Below are 13,007 nucleotides of genomic sequence, written 5' to 3'. Positions count from 1 at the left end.
GGGGGCGCAGATCCCGCGCGGGAACGCTCGACCGCCGCCCCGAGACCGCGCACCGAGCCGCCACGGCCCGCCGCGGACCGCGACCGCCCGCGTCAGCGCGCGACGGGCATCGCGCGCCGCTTCGCGACCATCGCGATCGCGTACTGGATGCCCGCCAGCACGTGGCCGACGGTACCGAGGTACACGAACACGAGGGCGACGACGCGGACCCACGGCGCGTTCTCGTCGACGGTGTGCACGGCGGAGAACAACAGCACCGGCAGCCCGACGAAGAGCAGCGCCGAGCGGATCTTGCCGGTCCAGGTCACGTCGAGGTCCGGGTTGCCGTGGAAGAGCACGCTCGAGAGCACGGCGAGCACGAGGTCGACGAGCACCACGACGGCGACGACCCACCACGGCAGCAGTCCGGTGAGGACGAGCGACAACACGATCGCGATGATCGCCAGTCGGTCCGCGACGGGGTCGATCGCCTTGCCGAGCTTCGAGCCCTGGTCGAACCGACGCGCGATGAAGCCGTCCGCCCAGTCGCTCACGCCGATGACCACGAGTGCGACGAGCGCCCAGCCCGGGTGTCCGGCGACGACGAGCCAGACGAACACCGGGATCAGCAGGAGGCGGAACAGCGAGATCAGGTTCGGCCAGGTCTGCCAGTCGGGGCGCTCCCGCACGGTGTCAGTCATCGGAGGACAGGCTACCTGCTCACCAGTGCGGCGGGACGTCCCGCCGGAGCTGGTCGTCGTTCTCCCCGTCGCGGTGGCGGGCCGGTTCCGGCGGCGCGGCCGGGTCGTAGCCCGGCACCGGCTGGGTGGTGACGCGCCTGCGGGGGCGGGCCGTGCCTCCTGGACGCTCCGCCGACGCACGTTCCGGATCCGACGGGTGGACGGGAGGCGCGGCTGACGACGCGTCGTCGGCTCGCGACCAGGTGCCCACCAGCTGGTCCGTCTCCGGGGTCACCGGTCCGGCAGCGCGCGACGCGCGCCGGGACGCGCTCACCGGCGTGCGGGGATCGGGGGGATGGAGATCTCCTGGGTGACGCCGCGGTCGACGCCGAGCACCGCGGCGACGGTGTTCGCGACGCGGTCCGGGTCGGAGAAGAGCTGGAACGCGTGCACGCGCACGTAGTGCCAGCCGAGTCGCCGGAGCACCTCGGGCCGGAGCCTCAGGGACTCGCGGAGCGACCCCTTCACGAGCGTGGCGTCGGTCTCGATCGTGACGCAGACCCCGCCGTGCGCTGCGACCAGGCCGAGCTTGCCCCGGTGGCCGAGCGCGACCGGGATGCCGCGCATCTCGAGCCGCCGGGCGAGGTCGACGAGCAGCGGGTCGGAGTCGTCCGGGACGTACTCGGCCGTGGTGCGCGCGCGGACCTCGGCGAGGATCTCGGCGAGGGCGACGGTGCCGTGGCCCATCCGCTCGGCCTCGATGTCGGACGGCTGGAAGCAGGTGACGATGACCATCGAGCGACGAGCACGGGTCATCGCGACGGCGAGCAGGCGCTCCCCGCCGGGCTTGCCGAGCGGGCCGAAGTCGCGCAGGACCCGGCCGTGCGGCGTCCGGCCGTACCCGATCGAGAACACGACACGGTCGCGGCTCTGGGCCACGGACTGCTCGAGCGTCGCGACGATGAACGGCTCGGCACGGTCGCCGATGACGAACTCGGTCAGGTCCTTGTGTCCCTGGGCAGCGGTGAGGACGGCCTGCTCGACGCGGACGGCGTGCTTCGCCGACGCGGTGATGACCATGAGCGACTCGGTCGGACGCGTGCGGGCGTGGTCGATGACGAGCCGGACGACGCGGTCCACCTCGGCGTCGACGCTCTCGACCGCTCCCGACTCGGGGTCCGGCACGGCCTTGCCGTCGCTGACGTAGTCGAGCGCGATCGACCCGTGCCCGAGGAACGAACCGGCCCACGGCAGCGACTCGATGCGCCCGCCGTAGAAGCGACGGTTCACGAGCTCGGCGAGGTCCTCGCCGCCGGCGCGGTACGAGCGCGTGAGCGACAGGGTCGGCAGCAGCGTGGAGAGCTTCGCGAGCGCGGAGTCGGCGTGGAAGGCGTCGAGGGTGCCCTCGTCGACCTGCAGTGCACGGTGCGCCGGGTCGACCGCGATCCGGAACGGCGACGGGGTCTGCGTGACCGGGTCGCCGAACACGACCGTCTGCCGGGCACGCCGGACGGCCCCGACGGTCTCGGCGATGGTCACGGCACCCGCGTCGACGAGGATGACGGTGTCGAAGGGCATCGTGTCGGCGATCTGCGACACCTCGTACGGGCTCGCGAGCCACACGGGCGCGATCGACCGGGACAGGTGCGGTGCCGAGTCCTGCAGCAGCCGCGAGGTGATCGCGCCGTCCTTCAGCTGGGTCTTCAGCGCGGCGGCCTCGTCCGGCCAGTCGACGAGCCCGACCTTCCAGTTCTCGGCGAGCTGCCACGCCAGGCCCTGGGAGACCCCGGCCGCGTGCGCGTCGTCGACGAGCCGGAAGTCCGCCTCGACCCGGTCGAGCATGTCGGTGTTCGCGCCGAGCAGGGCCCGGTCGGACTCGAGCATCGTCTCGAGGGCGGACTGCCACCACGCGAGCTCGAGCTCGGCGGGGACGTGCGTGTCCGGCACGTGCCGGTTCGCCAGGTCCGTGATGAGCGGTTCGAGCTGCAGGTCGCGCAGGGTCTGCATGAGCTCGGTGCGCTCCTGCAGGTTGTGCAGGACGTCGGACTCCTCCGCCAGGCGGGCGATCGTCGGGACGAGCTCGTCGATCGGCACGTTCGCCAGCTGAGTCTCGCGCGCGGTGCGCCCCAGCGGCTCGTCGAGCCGGGCGAGGTCCTCGACGACGTTCGAGAACAGGACCTGGACGTCCGCGATGCCGGTGGGGACCTCGGGGTTCACGCCGGCGGCGACGTAGCGCTGCCAGAGGACGCGCTGCTGCTGCACACGGGTCAGCGCCTCGTGCAGGTCGGAGACGTGCACGCCGGGCCGGACGTACTCGCGGGCGAGCTTCTTCAGCCGGCGCCGGTTCGTGCTCGACATCGGCGCACCCTCGCCCCGCGGGGCGGTGGCTGCCACGAGCTCGGCCACGGACCGGTCGAAGACGACGGGCAGGAAGCGGTCGAGCGTGTCACGGATCTCGGTGAGCAGGCGCAGGTAGATGCCGAGCTCGTTGATCGTCGTGAACTGCCGCATGTGCGTCGTCGCGATGAGGTCGTGTGCACGGCGGAGCAGGGTCGGCAGGCCGTCGGCGTCGAGGTCCTTCGCGATGCGGTGGGCGCGCTGGGCGCCGTCGCTCGATCCGAACTTCGCGCCGTACCAGGGCGAGTCGTCCGGGCCGTAGCGGAACTCGCCGAGGTTCGCCGCGCTGACCATCGTCTCGGCGACGCGGGAGCGCCCCTCGACCATGCTCGTCACGCTCGTCTTCGAGAGCCGTGCGGTCGTCGACGGCGGGACCGGCAGCAGCGACAGGCGCGACAACTCGACGAGGCAGTCGAGCACCGACACCCGGAAGTCCGGGTCGACGCGGGTCAGCGAGCCGCGGTAGTCCTTCAGCACCTTGCGGAGCCGGACGAGGGCGTCGTCGACCTCGCGCAGGTTCGGACGCGCCGCCTTCTCGTTGCGGGCGATCGCACGGACGACGTCGCGGCGCAGGGTGCCCGGGGTGACGGCGACGCCGGGGAGCTGCACCTCGGAGAAGCGCGCCGCGATGCCGCGCAGGGTCGCACGGCGCGGACTCACCACGAGGACGCGCTTGTTCGCCGCGACGAGGCCGCCGAGCGCGTTGACGATCGTCTGCGTGCCACCCGTCCCCGGGAGGGTCTTGACGACGATCGAGTTGCCGGCCGTGATCTGCGCGATCACGTTCTCCTGCTCGTCGTCGGCGTCGAGCAGGAGCGTGTCGGTCTCGGGCGCGCGCTCGTCCGACGGGGTCTGCTCGACCGGGTGGTAGGACTGCTCGACCTGCCACTTGGCGCTCGGGTTGCCGGCGAGGGCGTCGAGTACGGGGTGGGACAGGTCCTCGGTGTCCAGGGCCATGCCGGTCGCGACCTCGGCGAAGGTGGACACGACGAGGCGCGCGTGCACGGAGAAGCCCGGGATGTGCGCGGTGAGTCCGCGGAGCCGGTCGATCACCGGGTTCGGCGTGAACGAGCCGTCCTGCTGCGCGAGCGCGACGAACGACTGGGCGTCGAGGATGACGCCGAACTGCTCGTGCAACGCGTCGGCGAGGCCGGGGTTGAGGACGGGTTCGCCGAGCAGGCGGACCTCGAAGTCGCGGCCGTGTCGGCGGATCGCGAGCGGGCGCAGGAGCACCGGGCCGCGGAAGTGCTCGTCGCCGTGCTGCCAGTCGGCCATGCCGATGCCGAGCTTGACGGCGTCGATGCCCCGCACGGTGGACAGCTCGGTGCCCTTGGCCTCGACGTGACCGGCTGCGATGCGGGCGGCACGGAGCGCCACCTCGTCACGGATCAGGCTCGACAGCAGCGTCGTCTTGCCCGTGATGAACTGCGCGAGGCCGCCCGGGTGCGTCGTCGAGAGTTCGATGCGGGCACGGGGGTGGTCGGCGAAGTGCGTGAGGGGGCTCGTGCCGCCGACGCCGGTCAACTGCGTGCGCCAGACGTCCCAGACGGGTTCGGCGGCGTTGCCGGCCTGGAGGCGCGGATCACCCAGGCTGATCGCCTGCGGACTCGTGAGCTGCAGTTCCGGGCGCAGGGTGCGGTCGGGTTCGTCCGTCACGGCGGTCTCTTCCTGCTGCCCCCGCTGGTCCTGCTCCCCGTGCTGTGCGTCACGGTGCTGTGCGTCGCGCCCGTCCGCGGGCGCGTCGGCACCCTCGACGGGGACGTCGTCGTTCACGTCGTCCTCGCCGTCGGTCACCCTGTCCGCTCGCCACACATCCGACACTGTAGGCGGAAGCGGGCCGGCTCTCTGGCAATGAACCGAGGTTTCGGACTTTCCGGACCCCGCCGACGCGCGACCGGGCGCGCCGGTGTGGTACCAACGGGGCATGGCCATCGACGACCGCACTGCTCCTCCCACCCCCGCGCCGGAGTCCTCCTCCGCGCCGAACCGGCGTCGATCGGTCCCCGCCGAGATCTCCCGCTCGTGGCTCCTCGTCTCCGGCACCGCGACCGATCGGTTCGAGAAGTCGCAACGCTCCCGTGCGGACCAGATCATCCTGGACATCGAGGACGCGGTGGACCCCGCCGCCAAGCCGTCGGCCCGGCAGGGCGTCGCCGCGTGGTTGGCCGGCGGCGGCGAGGCCTGGGTGCGGATCAACGACGTGACGACGGACTTCTGGGCGGACGACGTCGAGGAGCTCCGCGGACTCCCCGGACTGCAGGGCGTCATGCTCGCGAAGACCGAGTCCCCGGCGCAGGTCACCGACACGTGGCACCGGCTCGGCGGGCAGACTCCGGTGATCGCCCTGGTCGAGTCCGCGCTGGGCATCGAGGAGTCGGTCTCCATCGCGAAGGCGCAGGGGGCGTTCCGGCTGGCCTTCGGCTCGGGTGACTACCGCCGTGACACCGGGACGAGCGCGGACACCCTCGCGATGGCGTACCCGCGGTCGAAGCTCGTCGTGGCGTCCCGCGTCGGCGACCTGCCCGGACCGATCGACGGCCCGACGGTCGGGTCGTCGCACCCGATCCTCCGCGAACAGTCCCAGGTCGCGGTCTCGCTCGGGCTCACCGGCAAGCTGTGCCTCGACACCGAGCAGCTGCCCGTTATCAACGAGGTCATCTCCCCCACGCCGACCGACGTCGCCTGGGCGCAGGACTTCCTCGACGACTTCGAGGCCCGCGGCAAGGTCATCCGCGACGGCTCCGACCTGCCCCGACTCGGGCGCGCGCAGAAGATCCAGCGCCTCGCACAGGCGTTCGGCGTCGAGGCGCGGTAGGACTGCACCCATGACCTGGTCCAACGTGCCCGGCGGTCCGCCGCAGTCCTCGCCGTCCGATCCCACCGGTGCCCAGCGGGCCACGTGGGAGCAGGGCGGCACGACGCTCTTCCCGCCGGGCAGGCTCGCCGACCGGATCTCGACCGTGCTGCTCCTGGCGTTCGGTGCCGTGATGACGGTCGTCACCGCGGTGGTCGGGATCATCGCCGTCATCTCGGCGACGGCCACGTGCGACGCCGCCACCGGGTGCACCCCGGGCGGCTACATCGGCGGCACGGCGATCGCGATCGGTGGCGCGTTCGTGATCGGCGTCGCCACGATCGTCCTGTCCATCGGTGCGTGGATCCGCCGTCGGTCGTCGTGGTGGATCGCGGCGATCGGTTTCGTGCTCGCGATCGTGGTGATCACGTGGGGCGGTGTGGTGTTCGCGGGCGCGGCGGACGGCGGGTCTGCGGCGCCGTCGGTGTCCGCCGCGGCCTGACCGCGGGGCCCGCGCCGGCGGCGGGATGCGGCGGGTGCGGCGGGTGCGGCGGGTGCGGCGCTCCGACTCGGTGCGACATCCCCGACGTCGTACGACATCGAGGATGTCGCCCACCCGCGTCCGCAACAGTTGCGCGCGCGGCCCGACGACATCGTGGTCGTCGTACGACATCGGCGTCGTCGCTCGCAACCACGGACCGACTCGCGCCGGCGGCCGTGGACCGGTCCCACGCCGGACAGGAGGCGCGGTGCGGCCCCGCACCGTCCCTCCCGTCCGCACCGGCGTAGCGTCCCGGTCATGGTGACGGTCTCGCGGACGACGGTCGCGGTGGTCGGCGGCGGCCCCGCCGGGGTCGTCCTCGGCCTCCTGCTCGCCCGGGCCGGCATCGACGTCCGGGTCGTCGAGAAGCACGACGACTTCAACCGCGACTTCCGCGGCGACACCGTGCACGCCTCGACGATCCGGCTGCTCGACGAACTCGGGCTCGGCGGCCGGTTCGCCGCGCTCCCGCAGTCGCGACTCGACGACTTCTCGCTCCCGCTCCCGGACGGGTCGCGTGCGCTCCTGGGCGACTTCTCGCGCCTGCGTCCCCCGTACGACCACGTGGCGATGGTGCCGCAGTGGGACCTGCTCGACCTGCTCGTGACCGCCGCCCGCGAGGAGCCCTCGTTCGACATCACGACGGGCCTCGCAGCGACCGACAACACCGAGGAGAACGGCGTCGTGACCGGCGTCCACCTGCGGCCGTACCGCGATCTTGACGGCGAGGCGGAGGAGCTCCGCGCCGACGTGGTCATCGCCTGCGACGGCCGCGACTCGGTGCTGCGCGCTGCCGCCGGCCTCCACCCACGGTCGTTCCCGGTGCCGTTCGACACGTGGTGGTTCCGGCTCCCCCGCGAACCCGACGACCCGGCGACCGCCCTCGTCCCGGCGTTCTCCGGCACCGACGTCCTGCTCAGCTTCCCGCGTCCGGACTACCACCAGGTCGCGTACTTCGCGCCGAAGGGGTCCGACGCCTCCCTCCGCGCTGCCGGGGTCGAGTCGTTCCGCGCCCGGGTCGCCCGGCTCCGTCCGGACTTCGCGGGCCGCGTGCACACGATCGCGTCGATGGACGACGTGCACGTGCTCGACGTCCGGATGGACCGGCTCACCCGGTGGTGGCGCCCGGGTCTGCTCTGCATCGGCGACGCCGCACACGCCATGTCCCCGGCGGGCGGCGTCGGCATCAACCTCGCCGTGCAGGACGCGGTCGCGACGGCCGCGATCCTGGCTCCGGCGCTCGGACGGGGTCTGGGCGGTGCGGACCTCGACGGCGCCCTCGCCGCGGTGCAGCGCCGTCGTACCCCGCCGGCCGTCGTGGTCCAGACCGCCCAGGCGTTCCTGCACTGCGTCGTGTTCGAGCGGGCGTTCGCGGGGGCACTGCAGGCCGGGCCGCCGCTGCTCCCCGTGCTGCTCGCCCGGTTCGTGCCGCCCGTGCGTGGCCTCTACGCGCGCGGGATCGCGTTCGGCCCGCTCCCGGAGCACGCCCCCGAGTGGGCGCGTCGGACGGCGGCGTGAGCGGACCCCCGGGGTGGGGTGGGGTGGGGCGGGGCGGGGACCGATGCCGAACGACATCGTCGACGTCGCACGACATCGGCCTCGTCGCTCGTTGCAGACGCAACCAGTCGCCGACGCGCAGGGGCGACATCGTCGACGTCGCACGACATCGGCCTCGTCGCTCGTTGCAGACGCAACCAGTTGCCGACGCACCAGACGCGCCAGACGCCGACGCACCAGACGCAACCAGGTGCCGACGCGACCACTGTCCGAGGCGACGCCCGTGCCCTGGACGCGACCCGCCTGGACGTCGGCCCCCGGTCCCGGCGCATGCTGGGGGCATGAAGCAACGAGTCATCGGAGACGTGTCGGTCAGTGCCATCGGACTGGGCGGGATGCCCATGTCCATCGAGGGGCGCCCGGACGAGCGGCAGTCCATCGCGACGATCCACGCCGCGCTCGAGGCGGGCGTGACCCTCATCGACACCGCCGACGCCTACCACCTGGCCGCCCACGACGAGGTGGGGCACAACGAGTCGCTCATCGCGAAGGCCGTGCGGGAGTTCCACGGCGACACCTCGGACGTCCTCATCGCCACGAAGGGCGGGCACCGCCGGCCGGAGCCGGGCGCCTGGGCGCAGAACGGCCGCCCGGAGTACCTCAAGGAAGCGGCCAAGGCGTCCGCGAAGCGCCTCGGGGTGGACGCCGTCGGCCTCTACCAGTTCCACCGCCCGGACCCCGCCGTGCCCTACGCGGAGTCGATCGGCGCACTCGCCGAGCTGCTCGACGAGGGCGTCATCCGGATGGCCGGCATCTCGAACGCCGACCCCGACCAGATCCGGACGGCGAACGAGGTCCTCGACGGTCGGCTCGCCTCGGTGCAGAACCAGTTCTCGCCCAAGTTCCGCTCGAGCGAGCCAGAGCTCGCGCTGTGCGACGAGCTCGGCATCGCCTTCCTGCCGTGGAGCCCGCTCGGCGGGATCGCGAACGCCGCCGACCTCGGCACCGCGTACGAGGACTTCGCGTACATCGCCCGCGACCGCGGCGTCAGCCCCCAGGTCGTCGCGCTGGCGTGGGAGCTGCAGAAGAGCGACGTCGTCATCCCGATCCCGGGCGCCTCGCGCCCGCAGTCGATCCTCGACTCGGTGACGGCCGCGACCGTCAAGCTCCGTCCGGAGGACGTCGCCCGTCTGGACGCGTCGCGACCGGCGGCTGCGTAGACGACGCGAGCCGCGCCTCCTGGGATGCCCTGGAGGCGCGGCTCGCGATCTCGCGTCCGCTCGCGTCGGGACCGGTGTGGGTCCCGACGCGTCCGCTCGCGTCAGGACTGGCAGACGTCCTGGAAGTCCTTGCCCGTGGTCTCCAGCTTCTGGAGGCCCTCGGTGAAGCCGGAGCTGGACAGCGCCGACGGGTCCTTCGACGCCGCGAGGTCCTTCGTCATGCCGACGAAGTCCGAGAAGGCGCTGGCGAACGCGTCGGTCTTCGGCTTCACCTCGGTGTTCGTCACCTTGTCGGCGCTGTCCTGCAGCGTGGCGTCGAACTCGTCGAGCTTCGCCATCGCGGCGTCCGGGTCGCTCTGCAGCTCGCTCAGCTGCATCTGCATGCCCTTGGTGGCGTCGGTGACCTCGTTCGTGAAGAGCTTGCAGGCCTCGGCCTTGGTCTGGGTCGGCGTCGGCGTCGACTTCGCCGCCGTGGTGGCGCCGGACCCCGAGCCGGAGCCGCCGGCGGAGCAGCCGGCGAGGAGTGCGACGGCGATGGCTGCCGTGGTGAGCGAGACGAGCTGCTTGCGCATGGTGATGGGTCCCCCCGAGAGTCGTGCCCGCGACCCCGGGACGGGGTGCGGATCCGCATCGAGGCTACATGGGAGATCCACAGGCGGACCGCGTCCCCGGAGCCAGACGGTCCCGACCGTGGGTAGCGTCGAGGGCATGCGAGCGATCACCTCCGACAACGGCACCCTCGACCTGCACGACCTCCCCGATCCGGTCCCCGGCGCCGGCGAGGTCCTCATCCAGGTCGCCGCCGCCGGGGTGAACAACGCCGACCTGCAGCAGGCCGCGGGCAACTACCCGCCGCCTCCGGGCGCCTCGGACGTCCTCGGCCTCGAGGTCTCCGGCACGGTCCGCGCCCTCGGCGACGGCGGCGAGGGGTTCGCCGTCGGTGACCGGGTCTGCGCGCTCCTGTCCGGCGGCGGCTACGCGTCACTCGTCGTGGCCCCGTCGACCCAGGTACTGCCGGTGCCGGACGGGATCGACCTCGTCGAGGCGGCGGGGCTGCCGGAAGCCGCCTGCACGGTGTACTCGAACGTCGGCATGCTCGCCGGGCTCCGTCCCGGCCAGACCCTGCTCGTGCACGGTGGCACCGGCGGCATGGGGTCCCACGCGGTGCTCTGGGCGAAGGCGCTCGGTGCGACGGTGATCGCGACGTCCGGGGGCGATCGGAAGGTCCGAGCCTCCCGGGAGCTCGGCGCGGACCTCGTGGTGGACCACCGCTCGGAGGACTTCGTGGCGCGGGCGCTCGAGTTCACCGGGGGCCGTGGCGTGGACGTGGTCCTCGACGTCGTCGGACCGGACTACCTGTCGCGGAACCTCGAGGTCCTCGCGCCGAACGGGCACGTCGCGGTGATCGCTTCGGGGAGCGGCCGCACCGGGGAGCTCGACCTCGGCGCGATGATGCGGAAGCGGGCGACGATCAGTGCGACGACGCTGCGTGCCCGGCCGCTCGACGAGAAGGCCGCGATCGTCGAGGCCGTCCGGTACAACGTCTGGCCGTTCGTGGCGGACGGCCGCGTGCGCCCGGTGATCGACTCGGTTCTGCCGCTCGCCGAGGCCGCCGAGGCGCACCGGAGGGTCCGGGAGGGCGAGGTCGTCGGGAAGGTCCTGCTGACGCCCTAGACCGCGTCGGCGGCGTGCTGCGCCCGGACGAGGTCGAGCACCTGCCCGCACTTCGCCCCGAACGTCGCACGGAGCAGGTCGGCAGCGTCCGGGTCGTCGTCGAACCGCGAGGGCATGTCGATCGCCAGCATGATCGCGAAGATCATCCCGCTGCCGAGGAACCCCTGGACCTGGTCGTCGGCGATCCCGGCCTCGTCGCGCAGGAACCGGTAGATCTCGAGGAACCCGGCCCGGGCCGCGGCCCCGATCGCCGGTTCGGCCCCGGAGACGAAGCCCTGCAGCAGGAGCGTGTGCAGCCCGCGCTGCGCCGCGAGGTCGACGAACTGCTCGCCGATGACGTGCGCGGCGGTGTCGTCGGGCCCGAGGTGCGCGAGGGTCTCGCGCCAGGCGTCGAGCAGGATGTCGAGGGTGTCGCGGAACACCTCGAGGAAGAGGGCCTCCTTCGAGCCGAACATCCGCACGACGTACGGCTGGCTGATGCCGGCGGCGGCAGCGATCTGGTCGGTCGTCGTGCCGTTGTAGCCCTGGCTGCCGAAGAGCCCGCGCGCCGCCTCGAGGATCATCGCCCGGCGCTCGGCCGCGGGCATCCGCGCGGTGGCCGGTGGAGTGCTTCCCGGAGTCATGGTTGACAGGTTATCAGTCGATTACTACAGTCACCGCTGTAAGTAATCATCCGATTACCAATCGAACGGACACCTCTCATGGAACGACGGATCCCCGTCTGGCTCGCCATCGCAGCCGCCTCCCTCCCGATGTTCATGGCGACGCTCGACAACCTCGTGGTGACGAGCGCGCTGCCCGCCGTGCACGCCGACCTCGGCGCCTCCGTCGAGGAACTGCAGTGGATCACCAACGCCTACACGCTCGCGTTCGCCGCGCTGATGCTGCTCGCGGTCGGCCTGGGCGACCGGCTCGGCCGCCGGCACCTCTTCGTCGTCGGCATCGCCGTGTTCACCGTCTCCTCCGCCTTCGCCGCGCTGAGCACCGACCCGACCTCGCTCATCGTGTGGCGTGCCGTCGAGGGCGCCGGGGCGGCCGCGATCATGCCCCTGTCCCTGACGCTGCTCGTCGGGAGCGTCCCGGACCGGCTCCGCACCGTGGGCATCGGCGTCTGGGGCGGGATCTCCGGCCTCGGCGTCGCCCTCGGCCCGCTCATCGGCGGCGCCGTCGTCGAGGGGTGGAGCTGGGAGGCGATCTTCTGGCTCAACGTCCCCGTCGGGGTCGTCGCGATCCCGCTCGCGCTGTTCGCCCTGCCGAACACCCGTGGTGCCCGCGTCCGAGCCGACGTCGTGGGCGTCCTGCTCGCCGGCCTCGGTGTGCTCGGCGTCGTCTTCGGGGTCGTGCGCGGCAACGACGCCGGCTGGACCAGCGGCGAGGTGCTCACCGGGTTGATCGGCGGCGGCGTCCTGCTGGTCGCGTTCGTGCTCTGGCAGGCCCGCACCGCGGCACCGCTCCTGCCCCTGCGGTTCTTCCGCGACCGGAGCTTCACCCTCGCCAACATCGTCGCGATGACGTTCTCGTTCGGGGCGTTCGGCGCGGTGTTCATCCTCATCCAGTTCCTGCAGGTCGTGCAGGGCCGCACCCCGCTCGAGGCCGGTGTCTGGACGATGCCCTGGACCCTCGCGCCGATGGTCGTCGCCCCGCTCGCGGGCATCGTCGCACCCCGGGTCGGGACGCGGGCGCTCATCACGGGCGGCATGGTGTTCCTCTCCGCCGGGCTGTTCTGGATCGCGGGGACGATGGCCGCCGACGTCACCTTCACGACCCTGCTGCCGGGCTTCCTGCTGGCGGGCATCGGGATGGGCGCGGTGTTCGGTCCGATCTCGACGGCGGTGCTGGCACGGATGCCGCAGCACGACCACGCGAAGGCCTCCGGCGCGAACTCGACGCTGCGCGAGATCGGTGTCGCACTCGGGATCGCCGTCCTCACCGCCGTCTTCACGGGGGCGGGCGGCGAGCTCACCCCCACCGGGTACGTCGACGCGGCGCAGCCCGCGGTGCTGGTCGGAGCGGCAGTGGTCGCGGTGAGCGCGGTCGTGGCCGTGTTCCTGCCGGCGGGACGGTCTGCGCACGCCCCGGAGACGGTCGCCGACGACGGCCTGGAGGCGCCGATCACCCCCGCCTCGCCGGCCCCCGTCGCGTAGGCGGTCGCCGGCCCGGCTGCGCCGGCGGTCCGGATCGCGCCCCGCAACAGGCATCGCGCCCCGACTCACCGGGGCGCGATG

General features: G+C 72.7%; 10 protein-coding genes. 6 read left to right on the top strand and 4 right to left on the bottom strand.

What is annotated here, in order from left to right:
- Positions 1 to 92 precede the first annotated feature (92 nt).
- The gene (locus tag Q7F20_RS15000; protein WP_305740872.1) at positions 93 to 680 is read right to left on the bottom strand and encodes a CDP-alcohol phosphatidyltransferase family protein; all 588 of its coding nucleotides are present in this window, start codon (positions 678 to 680) and stop codon (positions 93 to 95) included.
- A gap of 309 nt (positions 681 to 989) precedes the next feature.
- Complete coding sequence (locus Q7F20_RS14995; RefSeq protein WP_370871702.1) at positions 990 to 4,712, bottom strand: AAA family ATPase; 3,723 nt, start codon at positions 4,710 to 4,712, stop codon at positions 990 to 992.
- A 268-nt stretch (positions 4,713 to 4,980) separates the two neighbouring features.
- Here Q7F20_RS14995 and Q7F20_RS14990 point away from each other — a divergent pair, with 268 nt between their 5' ends.
- The 4 genes from Q7F20_RS14990 (at position 4,981) to Q7F20_RS14975 (ending at position 9,108) form a co-directional block, all read left to right on the top strand.
- Positions 4,981 to 5,871, top strand: a complete 891-nt coding sequence (locus Q7F20_RS14990) for a CoA ester lyase (protein WP_305740870.1) — start codon at positions 4,981 to 4,983, stop codon at positions 5,869 to 5,871.
- A gap of 10 nt (positions 5,872 to 5,881) precedes the next feature.
- Positions 5,882 to 6,352 (top strand): DUF6264 family protein, encoded by a 471-nt coding sequence (locus Q7F20_RS14985; protein WP_305740869.1) that lies wholly within the window; start codon positions 5,882 to 5,884, stop codon positions 6,350 to 6,352.
- A 297-nt stretch (positions 6,353 to 6,649) separates the two neighbouring features.
- On the top strand, positions 6,650 to 7,909 hold the full coding sequence (locus Q7F20_RS14980; RefSeq protein ID WP_305740868.1) for an FAD-dependent oxidoreductase: 1,260 nt from the start codon (positions 6,650 to 6,652) through the stop codon (positions 7,907 to 7,909).
- A gap of 320 nt (positions 7,910 to 8,229) precedes the next feature.
- Positions 8,230 to 9,108, top strand: a complete 879-nt coding sequence (locus Q7F20_RS14975) for an aldo/keto reductase (RefSeq protein WP_305740867.1) — start codon at positions 8,230 to 8,232, stop codon at positions 9,106 to 9,108.
- 101 nt (positions 9,109 to 9,209) lie between these two features.
- Here Q7F20_RS14975 and Q7F20_RS14970 read toward each other — a convergent pair whose 3' ends face one another.
- A complete protein-coding gene (locus Q7F20_RS14970) occupies positions 9,210 to 9,680 on the bottom strand; it encodes a hypothetical protein (protein ID WP_305740866.1) in 471 nt (156 codons plus the stop codon).
- Between the two features lie 136 nt (positions 9,681 to 9,816).
- Between Q7F20_RS14970 and Q7F20_RS14965 the strand changes: the two genes are divergently transcribed.
- Positions 9,817 to 10,782, top strand: a complete 966-nt coding sequence (locus tag Q7F20_RS14965) for an NAD(P)H-quinone oxidoreductase (protein ID WP_305740865.1) — start codon at positions 9,817 to 9,819, stop codon at positions 10,780 to 10,782.
- On the opposite strand, the gene Q7F20_RS14960 is transcribed toward Q7F20_RS14965, so the two are convergent.
- Positions 10,779 to 11,405 (bottom strand): TetR/AcrR family transcriptional regulator, encoded by a 627-nt coding sequence (locus tag Q7F20_RS14960; protein WP_305740864.1) that lies wholly within the window; start codon positions 11,403 to 11,405, stop codon positions 10,779 to 10,781. The genes Q7F20_RS14965 and Q7F20_RS14960 overlap by 4 nt on opposite strands.
- Before the next feature lie 78 nt (positions 11,406 to 11,483).
- Here Q7F20_RS14960 and Q7F20_RS14955 point away from each other — a divergent pair, with 78 nt between their 5' ends.
- Complete coding sequence (locus Q7F20_RS14955) at positions 11,484 to 12,926, top strand: DHA2 family efflux MFS transporter permease subunit (protein ID WP_305740863.1); 1,443 nt, start codon at positions 11,484 to 11,486, stop codon at positions 12,924 to 12,926.
- The last annotated feature ends 81 nt before the right edge of the window (positions 12,927 to 13,007 follow it).

It is taken from the genome of Curtobacterium sp. A7_M15, from assembly GCF_030705415.1.
Lineage (GTDB): Bacteria > Actinomycetota > Actinomycetes > Actinomycetales > Microbacteriaceae > Curtobacterium.
The sequence above is the reverse complement of the archived record's forward strand: the minus strand, read 5'-3'. Positions and strand labels throughout refer to the sequence as shown.